Origin of the sequence: Cupriavidus taiwanensis LMG 19424, assembly GCF_000069785.1 — a bacterium.
Classification (GTDB): Bacteria; Pseudomonadota; Gammaproteobacteria; order Burkholderiales; family Burkholderiaceae; genus Cupriavidus; species Cupriavidus taiwanensis.
Genome location: NC_010529.1, coordinates 88,230 through 106,297, shown reverse-complemented (window position 1 = coordinate 106,297; position 18,068 = coordinate 88,230). Strand labels below are relative to the sequence as shown.

The following is an 18,068-nucleotide window of genomic DNA, read 5'->3' as shown; positions in this document are numbered from 1 at the left end:
GACCAGATGCCGGCACAGCCGATCCAACAGCGTTGCGTACCGCATGCGGTTGGCCTACCGGAGCGTCCGGTTCAAGGCCGCCTTGTTCGAGCGCACGGGGCGGAACTCGGTAAACGTGTCACCGCTGGTGTCACCAATTCGCGGGAGGGCGGCAAGAATGCGATTCCTGTGCGAACTTCGAAAGCCTTCAAAACGTTGTTTCTACTCCAAATGTGCGCCATTAGCATCATGGCTTGGTGACGCGCCGGCTAGATCGGGAACCCCGCTTTTTCTACTTTATCAGCAGGTGATATAGTTAGGTATGAAACGAGACACGGCTATTGATACCCTGCTTGACCTGCATGGTTCGATCCTCGATCAAGGGGGCGGTTACTGGATCAAGCTCGAAGCCTGGCAAGTCGAAATATCGAAGGAGATTCCCCATGGCATCAGGTACTCCCTCACCCTGCATGAGCCGTATGGCAAGAGAATTCTTGGGTATGACAACGCGCATGCAGTGAAGCCGCCCAAGAAATTTAAGTATGCCGGACGCATTTTGGCTTATGACCACAAGCACAGGCACGTGTCGGATAAAGGGGTGCCCTACGAATTCAAGGATGCACAGCAACTGATGAACGACTTTTTCGCAGACGTTGACCGCGTTCTGTCGGAGGTGAAGAAGAGATGAAAACCATTGTGATTGGCATCATGCCGCAAGAGAAAATCCGTGAGCGCGTGTTGGCAATTGCGCGGGGTGAGTACAGGCCGAAGGCCAGCGAGCCTAAGATCTGGTTCACTTCCATGAAGTCGTTGGCCGAAGTGCTGAGCGACGACAATCGTGCTTTGTTGAGGGTCATCACCGAGACCAAGCCGGAATCCATCTCAGAACTCGCACAAGCTACGGGCCGCAAGCCCGGCAACCTATCGCGTACGCTGAAAACAATGTCCAACTATGGCATCGTCGACCTCAAACGTGAGAAGAACCATGTGCGCCCGGTCGCCAAAGCTACGGATTTCCGAATCCTTGCCGCTTAACGACCCCCTCAGAGCCGCTGCGTGTCGCAGGGGCGAAGTCGCTGCGACCGTCGTCTAGCACGCAGACCTCACCGTCCAAAATGCCTCCGTCGAGGAGATTGGCGGGGGGCATTCACCAATGGCTCAGTTCGACCGCGCCGGCGAGAGAAACCAGCCCGGATGAGCCTTCTTGCCGATAACGCTCCAGCAGCCGCCGGAATTGCCGATCCGTGATCTCCCAGCCGTTCGGCGGCCACGCCTGGCCGCAACTGACCATCCACGACCGCCTGGACGATCTGGAGCCTGTCTAACTCACGCATGCTTACTGTAATGACCTCGGTTCCCGCCATTCCCGGGCCTATGAGCATCTCTGCTCCACGCCGCTCGAACGTGACCAACCGTGCCAGTCGACTACGTATGCAGGCGAGTCGTTAGCCCGGTGACAGCTAATCCCTCCCAACAGACTGTTCCGGCATGTCCGAGCCGATCCCGGAGACAGTCGCAGGCTCCGCCATAAAGTGCTTTCTACGCCACAGAGCGCATAAGAATACTTATGTTAAATGGTTATCGTGTCTGGATCGTTCAAGCGTCCGACGGCTTAGACAATGGGCTCAGAAACGAACGGAACCATTCCGTGGTAAATGCGCCGGACTTTCAAGTGTGAAAGTTAAGATATGGCGAAGGACTACAGGTAGTTGCGGGCGGCGTCTATGGTTGCCCGGGATGGGGCGCGCCCTGTCCGCTCCGAAGAGTTCTCCGAGAGGCTTTATAGGCACATTGCCTCGCGTTGAACCACGACGCATGGAGCACAGAGATGGTGCTGCTATCAAATGACCATCAAAAAGAGCGTGTCTCGTAACACATTGATTTTATTGGTGTTTCCACTTTTAGGCGATCCTGCGCAGCAAAGTACGAAGCTAGTTGTCAAATAAGCTATGCCCAGTACGGCACATACTTCATGAACTTGCGGCCTGCAGTCTCATCGTACGGCCGAAGCATGCCACCCTCCACGGCCTCCTTGATCAGTCGCGACGCCGTCGCACTGTTCTGGACCGGAATGCCGAACCGATCTCGCAAACTCGCATTGGTCATATAGTCGCGCTGGACGTACCGAAGGCATGCATGCAGGTAGCAAGCACGCACTCGGTCGGATTTGTCCATTTTCGTAAGTTCTTTGTGCGCGAATAAGGTTGCCCGCGTATGGTCGGAAACTGTCGAGAACTCCGGAGCGGGCAGCTGGTAAGCCTCCGTGACCGACACTACCTTATCCACGCCGCTTCCCCGTTCCTCGCAGATGCCGAAGCGCCGCATGAGGGAAGCAAGCCCTTCGTTCCGCGAACGCGGGGGCGTATCCAGGAATCTCTCGACATTGATGAGTGGACTACCAGGATTTGTCACCTCCATCCGGTCCTTAAAGATCTCTATCATCGGCCCTGCTCCTCCCAAGCCAAAATCCTGATGGATGAGCGCGTTGGCCGCAAGCTCCCGCACTGCCAATTCCGGATACATGGGAACATCCTTTCGGATAGCCTTGCCGATGATCTCGTTGGACGGCAGCAAAGCATTGATGTAACCGATCAATCCCTCAAAGCCAGCCGCGTACCCCTTCGCACCAACCTGCTCGCGAAGGGTGCTGACGCGATCTCTGCCTTCGTAGGCGATTACCCGCACTGCTTTGCGCCGCAGTCCACTGAAGTCTTCCAGGCGCTTGGCGAACAAAATAGCGCCAAGGTTGGTGATGTCCCAAGATCCGCTATCGTTGCGCCGGATCAGGCTTTCCGCGGCCAAGCGCTCCAAGACCTGGGAGCGGTTTTCCGGCAATGGAATTCCTGCCAGATCGAAGTACGCCGGATAGTCGAGGAGAGACACAACCTCCTCGTCCGAAGCGTCGCGGCGAGCGACCATTGCCTCGAATGGTGTCTCGTCAAAGATGCGCCAGAGCTCGCGCTCTTTTTCCGGAAATTCCTTCAGCTTCTTCTTCAGCGACCCGATCCTGACAAATTCATTGTGCATGAACTGAACCGGATGCCGGTAAGCGCGACCAACTTCGAGTACGACAACGCGTTGACCATCAACTTCCACGGACTCGAAAGAGAATAGAATTTTCGGGCTGAGCAGGCGCAATAGCCAGTTCTCCAGCTCTTCGTTGCCCACCTTCGCGGCCTTGGGGTCGAACATCGTGCCGACGAGTTCATGACTGGCATCGTCGACTCCCCATATCAAATACCCGTGGGCACGGTTGGCCAGAGCCGCAGAATTCGACAATGCCGAGATGTACTCACCGATTTGCTCGTGGTCCACTCGATTGCGCTTGAACTCAAGCCACTCGGTCTCCGTTGGCAGCTTACAGAGTTCGCGAACGAGGCTCGCAGGCCTCTCTTGTGCGGATGGTAGGTTCATGCTGACGATGAAAGGGGTGCGCTTTGCCTGCGGCGCAGACTAGAATTTTACCCGACCGAAATCGTCCGCTCGCTATTGGCGCATGAGAGCCAGGACTTCCGGTGCCGTCTGGTCTCTACGAATCCGCGGACAGGGCGAGGTTCCCGGCTTCTTGGGCTTGTAGCTGCAAGCGGGAAAGGACGAACGGAACTCACCGTAGGGACCGGTTCGAAAGGCCAGAGCCCCTTGCTTGCACAGGGGCAGCTCCTCTCTCGGATGCCTACCGGCATTGGCCGCATTCGGGCGGCCTCGACGCTGCGCGGTCGCCATTGGGATCTGGATGGTGCAGCCATGGCAATAGCCCCTGGCCGCGGCTTAGCCCGCACGCCGAGGCCGCCAATATTGCGGCGGCCCTATCGCGCTCCCCCGCCAACCGACGAGTCAGAAATGGTAGGTGATCGCCCCTTCGACGTCGCTGATGGAGCGGTTGGCGATGAGCTTGGCGATGATGGACTCAACCTCGCGCTCGGCGATGGCGTGCACCTTAAACATGGCGTGGATGTGCTTCGCCAAGGTCACTCGTCGGCGCGGCCGGGCAACCTTCTGCGAGCGGGCCAGGATCTGGCGCGTGAGCTCGGCGTTCGGCTTGGCACTGCCCTTCTTGTCGTTGCCTGACTGGGGCTGCGCGGCCTTTTTGGCGGGCGTTTTCACGGAGGCCGCCTTGGCCGCCTTCGGAGGCGTGTGGGCCGCAGGCTTGGCGTTCGCGCTCGGCTTTGGGAAAGCCGCCGGAGCCGGCGTCGCGCGCGCGGGCTGTGCGGGCGTGGGGCTCGGCTGAGCCGGACCAGAGGCTTGACCCTCGGCGGCCCCCGTGTCCGCCGGGCTGGCCCGAAACGCCTCGGCGAGCGCGGTCACGCGCCGCGCAGGAATCCCAAGCTTCGTGCCGAGCCAGGTGAGCAGAGAATCGAAACCCCGGTCGTGGGAAAGCACGAACACGGGCCCTTTCTCGCCCTTCTCCACCATGCGGCCGATCTCGAAGGCAATGTGGAAGTCGAGCGCGTTGGGCCCGATTCCGCTTGAGCGAACCCACCGGGCGCGCTCGCCTAGCGCCTGCAGCCCCATCGCCACTTCGATGGGGACCTTCTTCTGGATCTCGCCAGCGAACACCACCAGACGCGAGCCACACAACTGGGAGAAGTCGATGTCCTGGACGCTCTCGAAGTCGACCAGCACGACGGCGTCGGCGCTCATCATCTAATCTCCCGTCGCATCCCAGCCGATTGCGTCGATGCCGCGTCCGCCAAGGTGACGCGCCAGTCGATCCTCTCCCGAATGACCCCCATAACTCATGCCTCCCGATGTTTTTGGTTTCGACACCAATTTAACCCAAGGTGCGAGGTGTGAAGAGAGTCTTCGAAAGCCGGAGCTTGCGCTCTGACGATAGTGGCCAACACTCGGTCGAGATCACCCTTGATCGGGAAGCAGAAATAGTAGCGGCGACTGAGGCAATGGCCGGTTGAATCTGCGGTCGTTCAGAGCCGGTCGAGCACCAGGCCGTCGCCGAGTTTGGCTGCCAGGGTCGTCAAATTCTGGCAGAACTTCCGTTTTTCCTCTGGCACCCCTGGCTGGGCGGCTAGATCACTACCCTGACCCCGCATGGCGACAAAGGTGTCGCCGAGCGTGTAGGACAGCCTCGGCTATCCCGCCGTGCTGCATAGCGCGAAACTGGTGCCATCGCAGCATATAGCGAGGGCATCATGAAAGACATCACCATTGTCACCAGCGCTGGGCCTCTCATCTCGCTGATTGCCGGCATCCTGATTCTTGTCATGCCGCGACTGCTCAACTACATCGTCGCCATCTACCTAATCGTCATCGGACTGCTCGGACTGTTTGGCGGACATCTGCACTGAGCGGATGCTGTGACCTGTGCAGTTTTGTGAGGCACCGGAATTCGCCGGACTGCGATCCCCAAGAAATCAATGATTTGACAGCTAATTCCGTCGCGGCTGGGCCGTCTCAGAACCGGAGTTACGTGGACTGCGGTGAAAAGAAGCGCGAATTAGCCCGCAGGCACAGAATCTGCATGAGAAACGGGGCCTGTCTAAGGTCTAACTAGTACCAGTTCCCCATCAGGAGCACCATGAAGCCTCACATCCAGCACTCCCACCACGCCTATCGTGCCGGTGACACCCATCATGGCAGCCGGTATTACCTGATTCTAGGGGCCTGCATTCTGGCATTCGGCCTGCTGTATGTCGCGTGGTCGCTTTGACCAGTGGGCCGGTCAGTGAATTGCCCGGACAACAGCCATAGTCGGGGCGCAAGTTGGCAGCCTGCGCCGTTAGGGTCGTGCCGTCACAACTTCGTTCGTCTTCAGTGTGAATAATTGGTCGGCGTCTGCCTGCGCCAAGGCGCGTTCAGAACGTGTCTGATCGCACTGATACGTCTCAATCCTTTCCTTGTTTGGAGCGGTCCGCAGTACCAGCGTGACGGCCCCTTTGTAGTGCTCACCCCATCCGTTGTTCCAGTGAAGGGTAAATGCTTTTCCACGAACAACATTTGCTTGCATAGCACCGGTTCCTATTGTCAGATGCGACGACGCCGAGAGGTCCGGCACACATGCTTGGCGATGGTTGGGCCGAGAGGGAGAACCTGTTCAGGTTCCCAATGACCTGTCGAGGCGATCCGTTGCAGTATCGCCTGGATAGCTGGTAGTCGGATGTCGGTTTGTTGGGTCGATTTCTCAACCTTAGATCGAACCCGCAGCGCCAGTATTTCTGCCACAACCAATCGCGTCATCGTAGGCGGCAACCGGATTGACGCCGTCCCAGACCAGTTCGTTCATCGGCACGTCATCGTCATAGGCGATGATCAGTACGCCGGGCGGGAAGATTCCGCTTGTCACCACCTCCACCCGTGGGACCACTCGATAGCTGACGTACATATCTCCCCTTCACCGTCTTGGCGGTGCTTGCACGCTCTTGGGCGCTTGTTGAGAAGAATACCTTTCATCCGACCTGAGCAGCATACGCATTTCGGGTTAGGGGAATTCACTGAGTAAGATTTACGTCAGAAAGTCAACTTCCGGCGTTAGAATCCTTCCTCTAAATTTTCGCAGCAGACCACCATCGACGTGAGAGGCAGTGAGGCACAAAACTATCAGGGAGACACGAATGCTGAGTCCGCATGAATTTGCAACGCTGAAGGTGGTCAACGATGCGCCTGAACAAATCGAGTTGGACCGTGCGGACCTTCACGCCCTGCTGGAACGTCACTATGTAACCGTGGAACTTCTGGCTTCTGGGCGGCAGCTACCTCGCGTCACGCCGCACGGCCATTCATTCCTGCAAGCCGTTGCGCGAATTCGCTGATTGCGGACCCGCGAAGCTGACGCAGCCAGCGCGTCGGATTCCCGGCAGACCGAACTTGATGCCAGCCAGTCCCCCGCCGACGCACGCCGTGGTGTCGGTATCGTGACCGAATAGGATCGCGGTTGGACGACATCTTCGAACGACGTTTCCTGCATTGCCATGTGCGTAGACCAGACCGCATCGATGCAGTATCCGGATCCGCGTGGCTAATCAGGTTTCGGGAAGCTGCGCAGCACATCCACTCCATGCAGAAAAACCTTGCGCTCTCGTTCACCAGGCCAGTCTTGGTAAATCTCGTCAAGACCGCGGTCTGCCCATGACCACGGATCGGGAAGCTTGCATAAGTAGCCCCTTGCGACCAAACAGTAGACGCACAGACCGCCAGTGACCGGGGATAGGCGTGAGTAGGCCGTGACTGAAGGCGAGCATCTCGGACCAGTTCTTCGTCGCTGCCGGTATGCCACATTGCAAGCGGCAAGGTGGCGGGTTCTGTGTGAGACCCTCGGCAGCAGTCGAAAGCAAAAAGCGGCGAACCCTGTTGGGAGCGCGGCTTTTCAAATAAATGGTGGCGAATCCGGGATTCAGACCACGGTCTACGCGCCGGCTAATCGGTAGTCGAGTGAAATATAGCGCACCTTTAACTCCGACTAATTCCGGCTTCATACAGCTTTTCGGGTCCGAGCGGCGTGGCGTTCCGTCTAGGTGACAACTGTATAAATATACAGTACTCTGGTGACAGGACTTGCCAATGCTCACCGTCGCCCCTGAAACCATCCATCCGTCACTTTGGGTCGCCTCACAACTGGCCCGGGACAACGCGCGCACCGCCTCGACGGGCTATACCGCGCTGGACAAGGAGTTGCCGGGCGGAGGATGGCCCATCGGCAGCCAGGTGGAACTCTTACTGCAGCAACCTGGCATCGGCGAACTCCGGCTGCTGCGCCCCACGCTCGTGGCCCGATCTGGACGTCCGATCGTGCTCCTGGCGCCGCCGCACGCCCCACAAGCCCTTTCATTGGTGAGCTGGGGAATATCGCCGGAGCGGCTGCTGTGGATTGATGCGCAACGGACTGCCGATGTCCTTTGGGCGGCCGAGCAGACCTTGCGGGCCGGGACTTGTGGCGCCTTGATTCTCTGGCAGTCCCACCTTCGCAACGACGCGCTACGGCGCCTGCACCTGGCCGCACAAACCTCGGACACGCTCTTCTTCGTGGTGCGCCCCGCTGCGTGCGCGCGGGATGCCTCGCCGTCACCGTTGCGCCTGGCCCTCGAGCCTGCCGTCGGCGGCGTCACCGTCAACTTCGTCAAGCGCCGCGGGCCGCAGCAAGAGACCCCTCTGCTCGTCGCGCTGGAACCGTCCCCCATTTTGTTGTATCGCCATGCTGCGCCTGTGGATCTGCCTACGCCTGCCGTCGCTCCCTCTCGAAGTCTTCCGGCCGACCTGGTCCACCACTGAACTGGCCGTTGCCGTCCTCGACAAGGAACGGGTCCATCTCGCTACGCCCCTGGCCCTGGCTGCGGGCGTCAAGCCGGGCATGCGCCGCGGCGGCGTGCAAACCATCGCGCCAGCCGCCATCCTGTTTGATCGCGATGCCGGCAAGGAAGAGGACGCACTGGCGAGAGTCACCATGGCGACGCTGCAGTTTTCGCCGAATGTCGCCGCTGCAGATGAAGCTGCGGTCCTGATCGACGTCAGCACCACGCTACGACTCTTCGGTGGCCCGCGCAAACTCCGCCGACGGATCATGGGGACCGTCCAGACGATGGGCTTCAGCACGATGGTCGGCAGCGCCCCGACGGCGCAGGGAGCGTGGCTGCTGGCGCGCACCGGCGGTGGCACCGCCTTGACTACGGCGTCGTTGCAACGCAGGATGGCCGGCCTGCCGATTCACGCCTTGCCCGCCGCGCGCAAGTTTGCCGACTGGTTCGAAGGCCTGGGCTGCCTGACGCTGGAGGACCTGCGCCGCCTGCCTCGCGCCGGTCTGCAGCGCCGCTGCGGCGCTGACTTCCTGGATGCCCTGGATCGCGCCTACGGGGAGGCCCCGGAAATCTTCGAGTGGGTCGAAGCTCCCCCAGCATTCGATGCGACGGTGGATCTGCCGGATCGCATCGAGAATGCCGAACAGACGCTGGCGTATGTTCGCGGCCTGTTGGTGCAGATGGTGGGTTGGTTGACCGCCCGGCACCTGGCCATCAAGCGGTTCCATGTGGCATTGCGCCACGAGCGCGGCCGCGCGGCCATCCCGCCGACGACGATCGAGATTGCGCTCGCCGAGCCCAACTGGCATGAGGAACATCTGATCCGCATCCTCAAGGAGCGGCTCGCCCTCGTTGTCGTCGAAGCCCCGATGATCGCCGTGGCCGTGTCCGCGATCGACACGGAGCCCATGGCACCGCCCACGGAGTCCCTCTTCCCGGAACCCGGCGGGACGCATGCCGATCACGCCCGGCTACTCGAGCTGCTCAGCGCGCGCCTCGGCGCCGACAGGGTTCGCCAGCCCTGCTTGCAGGCAGACTACCGCCCCGAGGTGGCCAACGCATGGCGACCGGCCACCGAGAAGCCTGCACGCGTGTCCCTGCCGGCAGCCCTGCCTCGACCAACCTGGCTGTTGGGCAAGCCGGTCCCGCTCATCGAGCGGGATCACCGGCCGTTCTACGGTTCGCCCCTGCATATCGTTTCGCCACCCGAGCGCATCGAAGCCGGCTGGTGGGGCGGCCAAGTGGTCACGCGCGATTACTTCGTGGCGCAAGGTAAGGACCACACCTGCTACTGGATCTTCCAGGAGCGGATGGGCAGCCGCGAAGGCGACGAATCGCGGTGGTACCTCCATGGTCTCTTCGGATAACCGCCATGGGCGAGATTCTCGCAACAGGCCTGCCCGACTATGCGGAACTGCATTGCCTGTCCAACTTCTCCTTTCTCACGGGTGCGTCCCGTCCGGAAGAGCTGGCGGAGCGCGCGGCGCAGTTGGGCTACCATGCGCTCGCGATCACGGACGAATGCTCGCTGGCTGGGATCGTGCGCGCGCATACGGAAGCGAAGAAGGCCGGCATGCGCCTGGTCGTGGGGGCCTCCTTCCACCTGCAGAATGCCGACGGCTCCCCTGCCCTGTCCGTTGTGGCCCTGGCTCGCAACCGGGAAGGCTACGGCAACCTCTGCGAGCTGATCACGCTGGCCCGCATGCGCGCCGCCAAGGGTTCGTATGTCCTGACGCCACGCGATCTCGCCGCGCCAGAGGCGCCCCACCAGCACCTCAAGGGCCTGCCCGACTGCCTCATCATCTTCACGCCGGATTACGGTGCCCCGGCGGACAGGCTGGACCTCCAGGCTGCGTGGGTGAGCGCGACCTTTGCCGGACGGGCCTGGATGGGGCTGAACCTGCTGTACCGTCCGCTGGACGACATCCATCGTGGCACCGTCGAGGCGGCGGCGGCCCGCCACCATCTGCGCGTCGTGGCCACCGGCTGCGTCACCATGCACGTGCGCTCGCGCAAACCGATGCTCGACGTGCTGACGGCGATCCGTGTTGGCCGTCCTGTTCCGGAGTGCGGCTACGACCTGGCACCGAATGCCGAGCAGCATCTGCGCTCGCGCCTGCGACTGGCCAACATCTACCCGCACCGCTACCTGACCGAAGCGGTCCACATCGCCAATCTCTGCCAATTCTCCCTGGATGAGTTGCGATACGAATACCCTGACGAGGTGGTTCCGGACGGCACCACACCGGCCGATTACCTGCGCACCGAAACCTATGCGGGGGCCCACCGCCGCTTCCCGGCTGGCATCCCACTTGCCGTGCAGCAGCAGATCGAGCATGAACTCGCGCTCGTCCGGGACATGGATTATGAGCGGTACTTTTTGACGGTGAGCGATATCGTGCGCTTTGCGCGCTCGAACGGGATCCTCTGTCAGGGTCGCGGCTCGGCGGCCAATTCCGCGATCTGCTACTGCCTGGGCATCACGGAGGTCGACCCCGCACGCGGTAATCTCCTGTTCGAGCGCTTCATTTCCAAGGAGCGCGGTGAGCCACCGGACATCGACGTCGACTTCGAGCACCAGCGACGCGAGGAGGTCATCCAGTACCTGTATCGCAAGTACGGGCGAGACCGGGCCGCGCTTGCCGCCGCGGTGACGACTTATCGCCCGCGCAGCGCCCTGCGCGACACCGGCAAGGCGCTCGGCGTCGATCCTGCGATTGTGGATCTGGTGGCCAAGTCGCATCACTGGTTCGACGGGAAAGCGGACCTGCTGAAGCGCTTCGCTGAAAGCGGCGTGGATGCGGAAGCCGAGTTGTCCCAACGATGGGCGCACATGGCCGTCTCGTTGTTGGGTTTCCCCCGCCACCTGTCGCAGCACACGGGCGGCTTCGTGTTGGCGCGAGGCAAGCTCTCGCGCCTCGTGCCCATCGAAAACGCCGCGATGGCAGACCGGAGCGTGATCCAGTGGGACAAGGACGATCTGGACGCCTTGGGTCTGCTCAAAGTCGACGTCCTGGCGCTCGGCATGCTGTCCGCCGTGCGACGCGCGCTCGACCTCGTTGCGGAACAGCGCGGCGAGGCCTTCGAGCTGCAGGACATTCCGGCGGAAGACCATGCAACTTACGAGATGATCTGCCGTGCCGATACCGTTGGCGTGTTCCAGATCGAGTCGCGTGCGCAGATGTCGATGCTGCCCCGCCTGCAGCCGCGCACGTTCTACGACCTGGTCATCGAGGTGGCGATCGTGCGACCCGGACCCGTCCAGGGCGGCATGGTGCACCCTTACCTGCGCCGGCGACAGGGCTTCGAGCCAGTCACCTATCCGAGTGCCGCGATGGAAAAAGCGCTGTCGCGCACGCTCGGCGTGCCGATCTTCCAGGAGCAGGTGATGCAGGTGGCCATGCTGGCCGCCGGCTTCTCGGCCGGGGAAGCCGACCAGCTACGGCGCGCTATGGCCGCGTGGAAGCGCAAGGGTGGCATCGACAAGTACTACGATCGGATCGTCTCGGGCATGCTCGAGCGCGGCTACGATCGCGAGTTTGCCGAAAGCATCTTCCGGCAGATCCAGGGGTTTGGTGAGTACGGCTTCCCGGAAAGCCATGCAGCCAGCTTTGCGCTGCTCGTCTACGCCAGCGCCTGGCTGAAATGCCATGAGCCCGAAGCCTTTCTCTGTGCGATGCTGAACAGTCAGCCCATGGGCTTCTACACGCCCTCGCAGCTGGTGCAGGATGCCAAGCGCCACGGCGTTACCGTATTGCCTGCCGATGTGGCGGTGAGCGGTTGGGATTCCGCACTCGAACCCTTCCACGCAGGCTCACGGCCGGCGGTGCGATTGGGCCTGTCCCTCCTACGCGGCATGCGTCGCGAGGCCGCGCAGCGCATCGAGGAGGCCCGCGCGATACGGCCGTTCGCCAGCACGGCAGAGCTGGCGCGTCGCGCCGCACTCGATCGGCACGACCTGCAGGTGCTGGCCAGCGGCAATGCGCTGGCGTCGATCACGGGCGGGCGCCGTCAAGCCCTGTGGCAGGCCGCCGCAGCGGTACCGGACAAGGACATGCTGCGTGCCACCGAGCTGGCCGAGGAGTCCGCCGAATTGGTGCCGGCAACCGAGGGCGAGGAGATCGTTGGCGACTACCGGGCGATGGGCCTGACACTGCGTCGCCACCCGCTTGCCTTGCTGCGCCCGATGCTATCCGCTCGACGTTTCGTGTCCGCCGCAGAGCTGGCGCAATACCAGCCGCGGCAAACCGCTCGTGCCGCAGGCCTGGTCACCGTGCGACAGCGCCCGAGCACCTCGAATGGCGTCATCTTCATGACGCTGGAGGATGAGACCGGTGTGGTCAACGTGATTGTCTGGCCAGGGGTCTTCGAACGCTTCCGCAAAGAAGTCCTCGGGGCGAGGATGGCCGGCATCTATGGTCAGTGGCAATGCGAGGGCGAGGTCCGTCACCTCATCGCTCAGCGCGTGGTGGATCTCTCGTCGATGCTCGGCCGGCTCGATACGGCCAGCCGGAATTTTTGCTGACAACGCAGTACCCTGCGGATGTTCCGGGGACGCCCAAGTGTCGTGATCGTGCATTGAAAAGCACCTTGATCCCTTGCATACTGTCTCGCAACGGAACCTACCGGACGGCAGTACCGCTTGGCCTATCGTGACGGGGGCGATTGGATGCTAGCTGATAGCGAAGTGCCGCAATACCCGAGGGGCGACCTGCGACGCATGCTTGCAGTCCTCGCCGCGATCGACGAGATCCCCGACGCGACCCTGGTCAAGGTGGCGGCGCGGAGCGGCATCGACAAGAAGACGGTGACAATGTTGGTTCGGCAAGCGGCTGAGCAGGCAGCGGTTCGTATCGAGAAGCTCGGTCCCGTTTATCGATTGACCGATTGGGGGCCGGTGCTCAAGAAGTCCGGTGCCAAAATAGCCTTGACTGGTGCGCTAGCCGCGCCAACGACGCAGCCATGACGGATCTCACGCGAAGGGGGCTGTGAACGCTTCGAGGGTCGCTGATCACTTTGCCAGGCCGTCAACATGCTGCGTTGAAGCGATCGCGCCGGGAGATTGGCGTCAATATCCATTGGCGATTCATGTCTCACGGGATGGGCGCTGGGCCGGCATAGTGGCGGTGTCCAAGCGGCCCGGCATCTCGAAATGTATCGTCTCCATAACGCGGCAACCGAGAACCGTCGACGTCATCATCTGGCGCGGCGCCGAACTGGCGACTTCGGTTCAAGCAGTCCGATCTGAATGACGGGAAGCCTGAAACTCTGCGATGAATTGGATCGCCTGTTCGCATTGTTCCAGCGACAATGCATGAATGCTTGGCGTTGCGACGGCCATACCAAGCGACGCAATGACCCATTTCATGGCTTTGCCGCGAGCCGCGAAAGCATTGACGCCGTCGCGCCGCATCTTTGCCGCGACCAAAGGCTCAAGCGCATCGTGCAGCTGGCTTTTGCGCTCGCGCAACGCCGCGTTGGCCAGTCGACCGAGGGGCGCGTTGTGCTTGCTGCGTGCCCGCACGCCGATCCAGGCCTGGCAGGCGGTGCAAATCCACACAGGTCCGTGATCTTCGAGATAAGGATACGTTTCATCGCCCGCGCGTGCCAAATTCGCCTTGGCGCCGCAGTCATCGCATACCGGCTGGGGAAGCACAGGAATTGGGCGGCCAACGCGCATGGTCTGACCTCTGCAGCGCAAGTTGAGAAGTGAGGAATTTTACGGGATGCGCTCGACGCTACGCGGCCAGACGGTGCTCGTAGAAGGGACGGCTGCGCTCTTCGAGAACGGCATCGAGTGCCGCTAAATTCTTCGGATCTGGGTGCAACCATGCGTCGACGCTTTCGCGCTGGATCGGAACGACGCATCGGTCGTGACCAGCGGCAGCCACTTCGGCCGGCGGTTCATCAGTGATTGCGGCGAACGAATAGAGGTCGGCTTCGCCCTCCCCTCCTTTTGTGCAGGACCACAGGCAGGCCACCAGCATGTCCTGCTGCGGCTCCGGACGGAACTCCAGAACCACGTTCTCTTCAACCTCGCCCGGCGCAAGATCGCGATGCTCCATCTTATGGCGCGCGACGTTCTCGTAGAAGGCATTGACGATCACGATGCCGTGCTTGTAGCCGTAGAGCTGGCGCCAGGCCTTCTTCAGATTGTCGCGTCGCGCATTGTAGGTCCCGGGCTTCTGCCGTTCCATTGCCGCAGTCCAGCCTGGCAGGCGGCATTGATAGCGCATCGGAATGACGGTGAACTGGCCATCCTCAACGACGAGCACGGGCGCGTAGTGTCCTGGAAATATCCGCGAATCGCGAGGCAGCAACTCTGTGCGCTGCAGGTCGGCGAGGTTGCGCTGGGCGCGAGAAGTTTTGTCGGTGGCGATGCGCTGGTCGTTCTCCGCCTTCTTCGTCGGCTTGGTGGCCAGCGTGCGCTCGGCAGTCGTCAGACGCGTCTTCTGCTGGAACAGCTCTGCCTCAAAGACGCCAGCCTGCTCTTGTTCTGCTGCGGCGATCAGGTCCGCAATGGCACACTCACCCTCGTTGGTCGGCGCCTCGAATGCCGCACGCATGGCCCTGGGTAGCTTCGACCAGCCTCCATCACGTCGCTTTTCCCAGAAAAGATCGATAAAGCGCTCAAGGCTGATGAGTGCGCCGAAGTCGCGCACGTACTTGCGGTAGCTGGCCTGGATCTGCGCCGAATAGCACATGTTGGTTTCCTCCAGTAATCCTGTAGCGGCTCGGGATGCTGCCCTCCCCCAATTCTACGGTCATCCGAATCAATGCAGCAAAAAGCGGCGTCTGTTGCACGCGGCTTGTCGGACGCCGCCGGATAGCGGAGTGGTCGCGAAGCGCCGACGCTGACAGCATTCAGAGACAAGTTAGGAGATGAACATGCCAGGCAAGAACATCCACGTCGTACCCGCTGGCGACGGCTGGGCGATTGAGCATGAGGGCGGCGGCCAGCGCCAGGAATTTAAGCGGCAGGAAGACGCGATCGCGGCTGGCACGGCGAAAGCGCAGCAGGAACAGGTCGAATTGCTGATCCACGGCCGGGACGGGCAGATTCGGGAGCGCAATTCCTTCGGCCACGATCCGCGCGACATCAAGGGCTAGCCGGCGTGCGGCTGACAAGGGACCGTTCATTCGATGGCCACAACCCACGCGAGGCGCAGAACCAAGCGCGGCGAGACGGAGCCATCGCCGCCGCTTGAGCGCTATGAGAAGAAGCGCGATTTCAGCATCACCCCTGAGCCAGCGGGACGGAAAGCGCGGCGAAAGAAGCCAGCACGCTTGAGCTTCGTCATCCAGAAGCATTGGGCTCGCCGACTGCACTACGACTTTCGGTTGGAGCTCGATGGCGTGCTGCTCAGCTGGGCCGTGCCAAAGGGACCGAGCTACGATCCTGCGGAAAAACGTATCGCCATCCATGTCGAAGACCACCCGCTCGACTATGCCGCATTCGAAGGCGAAATCCCGCCCAAGCAATACGGCGCCGGATCGGTGATTGTTTGGGACCGCGGCACCTGGGTACCGGTCGGCGATCCCCGCGAAGGCATGGCCGCGGGCAAGCTACTCTTCGATCTCCACGGCGAAAAGCTTGCCGGCCGCTGGGAACTGGTGCGCATCGCCAAGCCCGGCGACAAATCCGAGCAGTGGATCCTGTTCAAGAAACGCGACGCGTGGGCGCGCACGTTGTCGGAATTCGATGTGCTGACGGCGCTGCCGGACAGCGTCATCGCCAAGCCCTTGGGCGCGCTCAATGCAGAGGATGGCGACAAGGAATCTGTCGCGGTCCTCGACGAGGATCCCGCCACCGCCGTCAAGCGCGCGCCCCGTGCCCCGCTGCCCGCAAAGCTCGCCCCGCAACTGGCCACGCTGTCGCCAACACTTCCCGCCGGCACCGGCTGGATCATCGAGAACAAGTTCGACGGCTACCGGATCCTGGCCAGGATCTCCGACGCCGGGGTCACGCTCTTTACCCGAAATGGGCATGACTGGACCCGGAAGCTGGCTTCGCTGGCGGCGGAGATCGAGAAGCTGGACATCTCGGAAGGCTGGCTGGACGGCGAGATTGTCGTGCTGCGCGACGGCGTGCCGGATTTCAACGCCTTGCAGAATGCCATTGACGGCCATCGCAATGACGCCATCGTCTACTTCGCCTTCGACCTGCCCTACTTGGAAGGCCGCGATCTGCGCAGCTTGCCGCTGGTGCAGCGCCGGGCCCAACTGGCCGCGCTGGTCGCGGAGCGCACGGAGCGCGTTCGCTTCAGCGAAGCCTTCGACGCGCCGGCGACCCAGATGTTTCAGGCGGCGTGCCAGCTCGGCCTGGAAGGCTTGATGTTCAAGCGCGCAGATTCGCCCTATGTCTCGGCACGTACGCAGAGCTGGCTGAAGGCGAAGTGCAAGCTGCGTCAGGAGTTCGTCATTGGTGGCTATTCCGATCGCGAAGGCTCCCGTACTGAGGTCGGCAGACTCTATCTTGGCGTCTACGCCGACGGCGAACTGCGTTACACCGGCGGCGTCGGTACGGGCTGGGACAGCGCCGCGGCGACGGACCTGCGCAAGCGGCTCGTGAAACTGCAAGTGGACAAAAGCCCATTTTCGACGGAAGCCCGAGCGAGCCGTCGATGGGGAGGCCGCCGCGCCACCGCTGTGCAATGGGTTAAGCCGACGCTGGTCGCCGAAGTGGAATTCTCCGAGTGGACGCCCGAAGGCCATGTTCGCCACGCCTCGTTCAAGGGCCTGCGCACCGACCATGCCGCGAAGTCGATCCGGCGCGAAGCGGTTCAGACCGCCGTGACACCCCACGGCATGGCCGCGATCAAGGTCACGAATCCCGAACGCGTGATCGACAAGACCGAGGGCATCACCAAAGTCGAACTGGTGCGCTACTACGAGAGCATCGCGATGCTGATGCTGCCCCATCTGAAGGACCGCCCGCTATCGCTGGTGCGCGCCCCGGAGGGCATCGATGCCCCGACGTTCTTCCAAAAGCATGCCGAAACCGCGATGCCGGGGCTGACCGAGCGGCCGGCGTCCCTATGGCCGGGACATGCCGCGCTGCTGACGGCCGACTCGGCCGAAGCGATTGTCGCGGCCGCCCAGATGAATGTGGTGGAGTTTCACACCTGGAACTCCACTGCCCGCGACATCGACCATCCTGACCGGGTCATCTTCGACCTCGATCCCGGCGCAGGCGTCGCTTGGGAGACGATGCTCGAGGCCGCCATGTTGGTGCACGCGCTGCTGGACGAACTGGGCCTGCAGTCGTGGCTGAAGACGAGCGGCGGCAAGGGGCTACACGTCGTCGTGCCGCTGGCACCGCAGCATTCCTACGATGAGGTGAAAGCCTTCTCGCGGGCTGCAGTTCAGCATCTGGCCGCCACCCTGCCCCAGCGCTTCACCGCACGTTCCGGCGCCACCAACCGCAAGGGAAAGATCTTCGTCGACTACCTGCGCAATGGCTTCTCGCAAACCACCGCCGCCGCGTTCTCAGCGCGTGCCCGGCCCGGACTTGGGGTCTCAATGCCTGTGTCGTGGGAGCAGTTGCCGAAACTCAAGAGTGGCGGGCAATGGACGATCCGGGATGCCCGTGAATATCTGAGCTTCCAGGTCGCGGACCCATGGTCGTCCTATTGGGAAACCCCACAGATGTTGACCGACGCGATCGAACGGCTAAGTTAAGCCACGGCGCATCCAGAGCGGCGTACCGTCAATGACGTGGCGCTTTTTTCATGATTGCCAGGGAGCCCAATTTGAATGAATGTCCAAAAAAGGCACCAGAGAGCCAACTTTCGGAAACAGGGTGCGCCTCATGGTGGCCGGTCTACCAAGTTGCGAGACTAACCG

General features: G+C 61.8%; 17 protein-coding genes. 11 read left to right on the top strand and 6 right to left on the bottom strand.

Features of this window, described 5'->3' with window-relative positions; translation table 11 throughout:
- Positions 1–301 precede the first annotated feature (301 nt).
- On the top strand, positions 302–667 hold the full coding sequence (locus RALTA_RS27075) for a toxin-antitoxin system TumE family protein (RefSeq protein WP_012354483.1): 366 nt from the start codon (positions 302–304) through the stop codon (positions 665–667).
- Entirely contained in the window at positions 664–1,014 is a 351-nt protein-coding gene (locus tag RALTA_RS27070) for an HVO_A0114 family putative DNA-binding protein (protein WP_012354482.1), read from the top strand. The genes RALTA_RS27075 and RALTA_RS27070 overlap by 4 nt, the downstream gene beginning before the upstream one ends.
- A gap of 912 nt (positions 1,015–1,926) precedes the next feature.
- Here RALTA_RS27070 and RALTA_RS27065 read toward each other — a convergent pair.
- Both RALTA_RS27065 and RALTA_RS27060 read right to left on the bottom strand, forming a co-directional pair.
- Positions 1,927–3,393 carry an ATP-binding protein gene (locus RALTA_RS27065; protein WP_012354480.1) on the bottom strand — a complete coding sequence of 489 codons (1,467 nt, stop codon included), beginning with the start codon at positions 3,391–3,393 and terminating at the stop codon, positions 1,927–1,929.
- A gap of 420 nt (positions 3,394–3,813) precedes the next feature.
- Entirely contained in the window at positions 3,814–4,623 is an 810-nt protein-coding gene (locus RALTA_RS27060) for a PIN domain-containing protein (protein ID WP_012354479.1), read from the bottom strand.
- Positions 4,624–5,135: 512 nt separating this feature from the next.
- On the opposite strand from RALTA_RS27060, the gene RALTA_RS29370 reads away from it, so the two are divergent.
- Together RALTA_RS29370 and RALTA_RS30990 are read left to right on the top strand one after the other, a co-directional pair.
- On the top strand, positions 5,136–5,282 hold the full coding sequence (locus RALTA_RS29370; RefSeq protein WP_081479560.1) for a DUF3096 domain-containing protein: 147 nt from the start codon (positions 5,136–5,138) through the stop codon (positions 5,280–5,282).
- Positions 5,283–5,512: 230 nt separating this feature from the next.
- A complete protein-coding gene (locus RALTA_RS30990; protein ID WP_256461665.1) occupies positions 5,513–5,644 on the top strand; it encodes a hypothetical protein in 132 nt (43 codons plus the stop codon).
- Positions 5,645–6,121: 477 nt separating this feature from the next.
- Here RALTA_RS30990 and RALTA_RS30460 read toward each other — a convergent pair whose 3' ends face one another.
- Positions 6,122–6,316, bottom strand: coding sequence for a hypothetical protein (locus tag RALTA_RS30460; RefSeq protein WP_116311481.1), 195 nt, complete (start codon positions 6,314–6,316; stop codon positions 6,122–6,124).
- A 229-nt stretch (positions 6,317–6,545) separates the two neighbouring features.
- Here RALTA_RS30460 and RALTA_RS29365 point away from each other — a divergent pair, with 229 nt between their 5' ends.
- Positions 6,546–6,743, top strand: coding sequence for a hypothetical protein (locus tag RALTA_RS29365; protein WP_012354477.1), 198 nt, complete (start codon positions 6,546–6,548; stop codon positions 6,741–6,743).
- Here the strand turns inward: RALTA_RS29365 and RALTA_RS31115 are convergent.
- Entirely contained in the window at positions 6,711–6,917 is a 207-nt protein-coding gene (locus RALTA_RS31115) for an ADP-ribosylglycohydrolase family protein (RefSeq protein ID WP_370820324.1), read from the bottom strand. The two genes, RALTA_RS29365 and RALTA_RS31115, sit on opposite strands and share 33 nt — an antisense overlap.
- 574 nt (positions 6,918–7,491) lie before the next feature.
- Here RALTA_RS31115 and imuA point away from each other — a divergent pair.
- The 4 genes from imuA to RALTA_RS27040 all read left to right on the top strand — a co-directional run bounded on the left by imuA (position 7,492) and on the right by RALTA_RS27040 (position 13,188).
- Positions 7,492–8,199, top strand: a complete 708-nt coding sequence (gene imuA, locus RALTA_RS27055; RefSeq protein ID WP_012354476.1) for a translesion DNA synthesis-associated protein ImuA — start codon at positions 7,492–7,494, stop codon at positions 8,197–8,199.
- Positions 8,123–9,589: a Y-family DNA polymerase gene (locus RALTA_RS27050; RefSeq protein WP_012354475.1), complete on the top strand. Its 1,467-nt coding sequence runs from the start codon at positions 8,123–8,125 to the stop codon at positions 9,587–9,589. Before imuA ends, RALTA_RS27050 begins: the two co-directional genes overlap by 77 nt.
- Before the next feature lie 5 nt (positions 9,590–9,594).
- Positions 9,595–12,747, top strand: coding sequence for an error-prone DNA polymerase (locus tag RALTA_RS27045; RefSeq protein WP_012354474.1), 3,153 nt, complete (start codon positions 9,595–9,597; stop codon positions 12,745–12,747).
- Between the two features lie 117 nt (positions 12,748–12,864).
- Positions 12,865–13,188: a helix-turn-helix domain-containing protein gene (locus RALTA_RS27040; protein WP_012354473.1), complete on the top strand. Its 324-nt coding sequence runs from the start codon at positions 12,865–12,867 to the stop codon at positions 13,186–13,188.
- Positions 13,189–13,452: 264 nt separating this feature from the next.
- Here RALTA_RS27040 and RALTA_RS27035 read toward each other — a convergent pair whose 3' ends face one another.
- Positions 13,453–13,902 carry a zinc-finger-containing protein gene (locus RALTA_RS27035; protein ID WP_012354472.1) on the bottom strand — a complete coding sequence of 150 codons (450 nt, stop codon included), beginning with the start codon at positions 13,900–13,902 and terminating at the stop codon, positions 13,453–13,455.
- 58 nt (positions 13,903–13,960) lie between these two features.
- Positions 13,961–14,926 (bottom strand): SOS response-associated peptidase family protein, encoded by a 966-nt coding sequence (locus RALTA_RS27030; protein ID WP_012354471.1) that lies wholly within the window; start codon positions 14,924–14,926, stop codon positions 13,961–13,963.
- A gap of 184 nt (positions 14,927–15,110) precedes the next feature.
- On the opposite strand from RALTA_RS27030, the gene RALTA_RS27025 reads away from it, so the two are divergent.
- Both RALTA_RS27025 and ligD read left to right on the top strand, forming a co-directional pair.
- Positions 15,111–15,332, top strand: coding sequence for a DUF2188 domain-containing protein (locus tag RALTA_RS27025; RefSeq protein ID WP_018003845.1), 222 nt, complete (start codon positions 15,111–15,113; stop codon positions 15,330–15,332).
- A 33-nt stretch (positions 15,333–15,365) separates the two neighbouring features.
- Positions 15,366–17,903, top strand: coding sequence for a DNA ligase D (gene ligD, locus RALTA_RS27020; protein WP_012354470.1), 2,538 nt, complete (start codon positions 15,366–15,368; stop codon positions 17,901–17,903).
- The last annotated feature ends 165 nt before the right edge of the window (positions 17,904–18,068 follow it).

Excerpts from the sequence above, each read along its gene's own strand:
- RALTA_RS30990 (WP_256461665.1), top strand. The coding sequence starts at position 5,513 with ATGAAGCCTCACATCCAGCACTCCCACCACGCCTATCGTGCCGGTGAC.
- RALTA_RS29365 (WP_012354477.1), top strand. The coding sequence starts at position 6,546 with ATGCTGAGTCCGCATGAATTTGCAACGCTGAAGGTGGTCAACGATGCG.
- imuA (WP_012354476.1), top strand. The coding sequence starts at position 7,492 with ATGCTCACCGTCGCCCCTGAAACCATCCATCCGTCACTTTGGGTCGCC.
- RALTA_RS27070 (WP_012354482.1), top strand. The coding sequence starts at position 664 with ATGAAAACCATTGTGATTGGCATCATGCCGCAAGAGAAAATCCGTGAG.
- RALTA_RS27045 (WP_012354474.1), top strand. The coding sequence starts at position 9,595 with ATGGGCGAGATTCTCGCAACAGGCCTGCCCGACTATGCGGAACTGCAT.
- RALTA_RS27060 (WP_012354479.1), bottom strand. The coding sequence starts at position 4,623 with ATGATGAGCGCCGACGCCGTCGTGCTGGTCGACTTCGAGAGCGTCCAG.
- ligD (WP_012354470.1), top strand. The coding sequence starts at position 15,366 with ATGGCCACAACCCACGCGAGGCGCAGAACCAAGCGCGGCGAGACGGAG.
- RALTA_RS27025 (WP_018003845.1), top strand. The coding sequence starts at position 15,111 with ATGCCAGGCAAGAACATCCACGTCGTACCCGCTGGCGACGGCTGGGCG.
- RALTA_RS27050 (WP_012354475.1), top strand. The coding sequence starts at position 8,123 with ATGCTGCGCCTGTGGATCTGCCTACGCCTGCCGTCGCTCCCTCTCGAA.
- RALTA_RS27030 (WP_012354471.1), bottom strand. The coding sequence starts at position 14,926 with ATGTGCTATTCGGCGCAGATCCAGGCCAGCTACCGCAAGTACGTGCGC.
- RALTA_RS27075 (WP_012354483.1), top strand. The coding sequence starts at position 302 with ATGAAACGAGACACGGCTATTGATACCCTGCTTGACCTGCATGGTTCG.
- RALTA_RS27065 (WP_012354480.1), bottom strand. The coding sequence starts at position 3,393 with ATGAACCTACCATCCGCACAAGAGAGGCCTGCGAGCCTCGTTCGCGAA.
- RALTA_RS30460 (WP_116311481.1), bottom strand. The coding sequence starts at position 6,316 with ATGTACGTCAGCTATCGAGTGGTCCCACGGGTGGAGGTGGTGACAAGC.
- RALTA_RS27035 (WP_012354472.1), bottom strand. The coding sequence starts at position 13,902 with ATGCGCGTTGGCCGCCCAATTCCTGTGCTTCCCCAGCCGGTATGCGAT.